This is a genomic window from Nocardiopsis alkaliphila YIM 80379 (assembly GCF_000341005.1).
Classification (GTDB): Bacteria; Actinomycetota; Actinomycetes; order Streptosporangiales; family Streptosporangiaceae; genus Nocardiopsis; species Nocardiopsis alkaliphila.
Window position 1 is genome coordinate 1 of record NZ_ANBD01000193.1, and the last position, 3,490, is coordinate 3,490.

3 protein-coding genes are annotated in these 3,490 nt (G+C 67.8%); all 3 read left to right on the forward strand.

What is annotated here, in order from left to right:
- The first annotated feature begins 207 nt into the window (after positions 1-207).
- The 3 genes from D472_RS0124250 to D472_RS26435 are packed head-to-tail and all read left to right on the forward strand — an operon-like array spanning position 208 to position 3,388.
- On the forward strand, positions 208-1,308 hold the full coding sequence (locus D472_RS0124250) for a tyrosine-type recombinase/integrase (protein WP_017607020.1): 1,101 nt from the start codon (positions 208-210) through the stop codon (positions 1,306-1,308).
- Complete coding sequence (locus D472_RS0124255) at positions 1,308-1,649, forward strand: helix-turn-helix domain-containing protein (protein WP_017607021.1); 342 nt, start codon at positions 1,308-1,310, stop codon at positions 1,647-1,649. The genes D472_RS0124250 and D472_RS0124255 overlap by 1 nt, the downstream gene beginning before the upstream one ends.
- Positions 1,646-3,388 carry a hypothetical protein gene (locus tag D472_RS26435; RefSeq protein ID WP_152448059.1) on the forward strand — a complete coding sequence of 581 codons (1,743 nt, stop codon included), beginning with the start codon at positions 1,646-1,648 and terminating at the stop codon, positions 3,386-3,388. The genes D472_RS0124255 and D472_RS26435 overlap by 4 nt, the downstream gene beginning before the upstream one ends.
- Positions 3,389-3,490 lie beyond the last annotated feature (102 nt).

The following is a 3,490-nucleotide window of genomic DNA, read 5'->3' on the forward strand; positions in this document are numbered from 1 at the left end:
CTGATAGGGGGACGAATCCCGTCTGTTGCGGGATTCGTCCCCCTCACGAAAGAGGTATGGGCTGGTCAAACGCGGTGGCCACCCCTCCTTCTCGGTGGCGTTGTGTCTCGCCCATCGTGTGCGCTGACCTGCGTTTTTCTCCGTTCCACCCCACGCATCTCGCATCAGATGCGAGAATCCCGCATCAGATGCGAGGAGGTCTTTCGGGTGAAACGGGTGGCTATCGAAGGCGCTGCGCACCTGGTCCTCACCGAGGGCGTGGTGCCGCTGCACCCGGCCGAGGCGGTGTTCGAGGCGATGCTCACCGGGTGGCGGCGCCAGCAACTCAGCCGTCAGTTGGCCACGACGACCATCACAAGCCGACTGGGGCTGGTCCGCCGATTCGCCCAGTTCACCGGGACTTTTCCCTGGGACTGGACGCCCGGTGACGTCGAAGAATGGGCCACCGACCTGCGCTCGTCTCCTTCTGCTCTGGCCCATTCCACGACCCGCTCCTACCTCGCCCAGATCGCGATGTTCTGCGACTACCTCACCGACCCCCGTTACGGCTGGGCTGAGCACTGCGAACACCACTTCGGCACCCATCCGGTGCAGATCTGCCACGAGGGCAACATGCCAGCGCACGTCTCCGCCTATGAGGGCCGCCCCGAGGTGCGGGCGCTGACCCGAGCAGAGCTCCAGCAGTTCTTCGACTTCGCCGACGATCAGGTGATGAGGCTGAGGTCCTCAGGGCGCAAGGGGTGGCTGCCCGCCTTCCGAGACGCGACCCTGTTCAAGGTCATCTACGGCTGGGGCCTGCGTCGGCGTGAGGCCGCCAAACTCGACCTGGCCGACTTCTCGCGCAACCCCAGAGCCCCCGAGTTCGGACGCTACGGCGCCTGCTACGTGCGCTTCGGCAAGGCCGTCAAGGGATCGCCTCCGCGCAGGCGCACGGTGTTGACGGTCTGGGAGTGGGCCGCCGAGGCCCTGGCCGAGTACGTCGAGGAGATCCGCCCGCTGTTCGGTGTGGGACGGCGTCAGCTGCTGTGGCCCACCGAGCGCGACCACCGCATCAGCGGACGCCACATCGACCGCAGGTTCGCCGAATACCGCGACCAGATCGGGCTCCCCGAGGAACTGCATCCGCACTGCCTGCGGCACTCCTACATCACCCACCTGATCGAGGACGGAGCCGATCCCCACTTCGTCCAGCAACAGGTCGGGCACGCCTGGGGCTCCACAACCGCCATCTACACCCACACCAGCTCCGACTTCATGAACAATGCGCTCCAGGACCTGCTGAACGCCGGACTGCAAGGAGAGCACTGATGCGCACGGTCGGCTACCACTGGCACCTGCGCGAGCTGATGGCCCAACGCGGCATGTTCCACACCAGCGACTTGGTGCCGCACTTGGCCGAGCGCGGGATCGAGATGTCCTCGTCCCAAGTTCATCGACTGGTGTCCGGAGTTCCCGAGCGGCTGACCTTGAAGGTGTTCGCGGCGCTATGCGACATCCTCCAGATCGAGCCGGGGGAGCTGTTCGAGCCCTACGCGGTCGAGCGGTCTCGACGCAAGGTGGTGGGCATCGAGCCACCACCGGCCCCAAGTGGAGGGGAATCGCCTGCGCGTAGGCCCCGCCGGGCCAGGATCCTGCCGGAGGATCCGTGAGCGAGACCCGCTGCTCTGACTGTGGCCGACACCGGCGAATCGGCGGCTACCGTCCCGGCGGGGACGCGGTGTGCGGTAGCTGCTATCGCGCCTACAAGCCCAAGATCCGCTGTGAGGGGTGCGGCCGGATGGAGCCTCCAGCGGTCAGGGCCGGCGGCCGGTCGGGGAGCCCTCGGACGCTGTGCCGCCGCTGCTACCGCTCCGAACGCCCCCAGCGGCGATGTGACGGCTGCGGGCGGATGAGGGTGATCAACTCCGGCCGTTCCGGAAGCGGCGAACCCGCGCTGTGTGTGACCTGCTATGTCAAGGCCAGGCCGGAGACGGTCTGCCCGCAGTGCGGGCAGTGCTTCCAGGGCAGCGGAAGCAAGTTGTGCCCCGACTGTTATGAGCATCCGCGGCGGGTATGCGGGATCTGCGGACGCGAACGCCGGGTCGCCGTGAAGGCATCCGACTCCGGACCCGACATCTGCCCGACCTGCCACCAGGCACCGGAAGTGGACTGCTCGATCTGCTCCCAGCGGCTACGCGGGCGCCTGACCGGCAACGACGGCCGCCCGGCCTGTTTCGGCTGCATGCTCGCAGCCCGGGTCCAGGCCCTGCTCACCGGCCCCGAGGGGACCATCGCCCCGGAGCTGCTGGGAGTACGTGAGGCTCTCGTGGACACCGCCAACCCGCAGGCGGCCCTGTCGAACTTCGGGCGCAGCCCAGCACACAAGCTGCTGAAGGGCATCGCGTCGGGAGAACTCCCACTGGCCCATGCCACGCTGGACGGCCAGGAGCAGGGCTACTCGATCCGCTGCCTGCGCGACCTGCTCGTGGCGACCGGCGCTCTTCAAGCCCGCGACGAGCCCATGGCCCGTCTTGAAGCCTTCGCCAAGGCCACCGCTGAGAACGCCCACCCCGGCGATCGGAACGTGCTGTCACTGTTCGCCAGGACCCACCGTCTGCGGCGTCTTCGCCGACGCTACGACGGCGGAGAGATCCCTCCGAACGTGGTCTACAACGCCCGCGGCGAGCTCGGCACCGCGGCACGGTTCCTGTCCTGGCTGCGCTCTCGCGGACGCGACCGCTCGACATGCAACCAGGCCGACGTCGATACCTGGCTCTCGATCAGCTCGACCAACGCCCAGCACACCACCGGGTTCCTGAACTGGGCGATCAAGCACCGGCACATGCCGGACCTGGTCGTCCCCCTGCCCATGCGGAGCTTCCCCAACCGGTTCGCCCCCGAGGACCAGCGTTGGACGCTGGCCAAGCGCCTGCACACCGACACGGGCCTTGACCTGGTCGATCGCGTTGTGGGCTCGCTGGTGCTGCTCTATGCCCAGCCCGTTTCACGGATAGCGGCTCTGACCTGTGATCAGGTCGTCCTCGGCGACGGCAAGGTCGGCCTGCGGCTGGGCCACACCGACCTCGACCTGATCGAGCCCTTGGCCCGGCTCGTCACCCGGCTCCCCGCGTTGCGCGACGGTCTCCCTGCTTCTCCTGCGGGGCAGAGCCCCTGGCTGTTCCCCGGACGCCTTCCCGGGCGACCGTTGCACCCGGCCACGCTCTCCCGCCGTCTCAACGCCCTCGGCATCGATCCCCGTGTCACCCGCAATGGCGCTCTGATGAGCTACGCCCGTGAGCTTCCGCCTCCGGTCCTGGGGCGTCTGCTCGGGTTCTCGCCTGGCACGGCAGAGCAGTGGGCGCAGATCGCCGGCGGAAAGTGGGCTCGCTACCGTCCGCCCACCCGGTGAACGTTTCCTGAGTGCGAAGTCCCACGCCGTGACCGGCCGTCGTCATGCCCTCGGATCAGGAAGAATTCGCCCAGGTTGAAAAAGACGCTCCGCCACTATAGG

What these genes read in the sequence shown, in the direction of transcription:
- D472_RS0124255 (WP_017607021.1), top strand. Translation starts at nt 1,308, where the DNA reads ATGCGCACGGTCGGCTACCACTGGCACCTGCGCGAGCTGATGGCCCAA.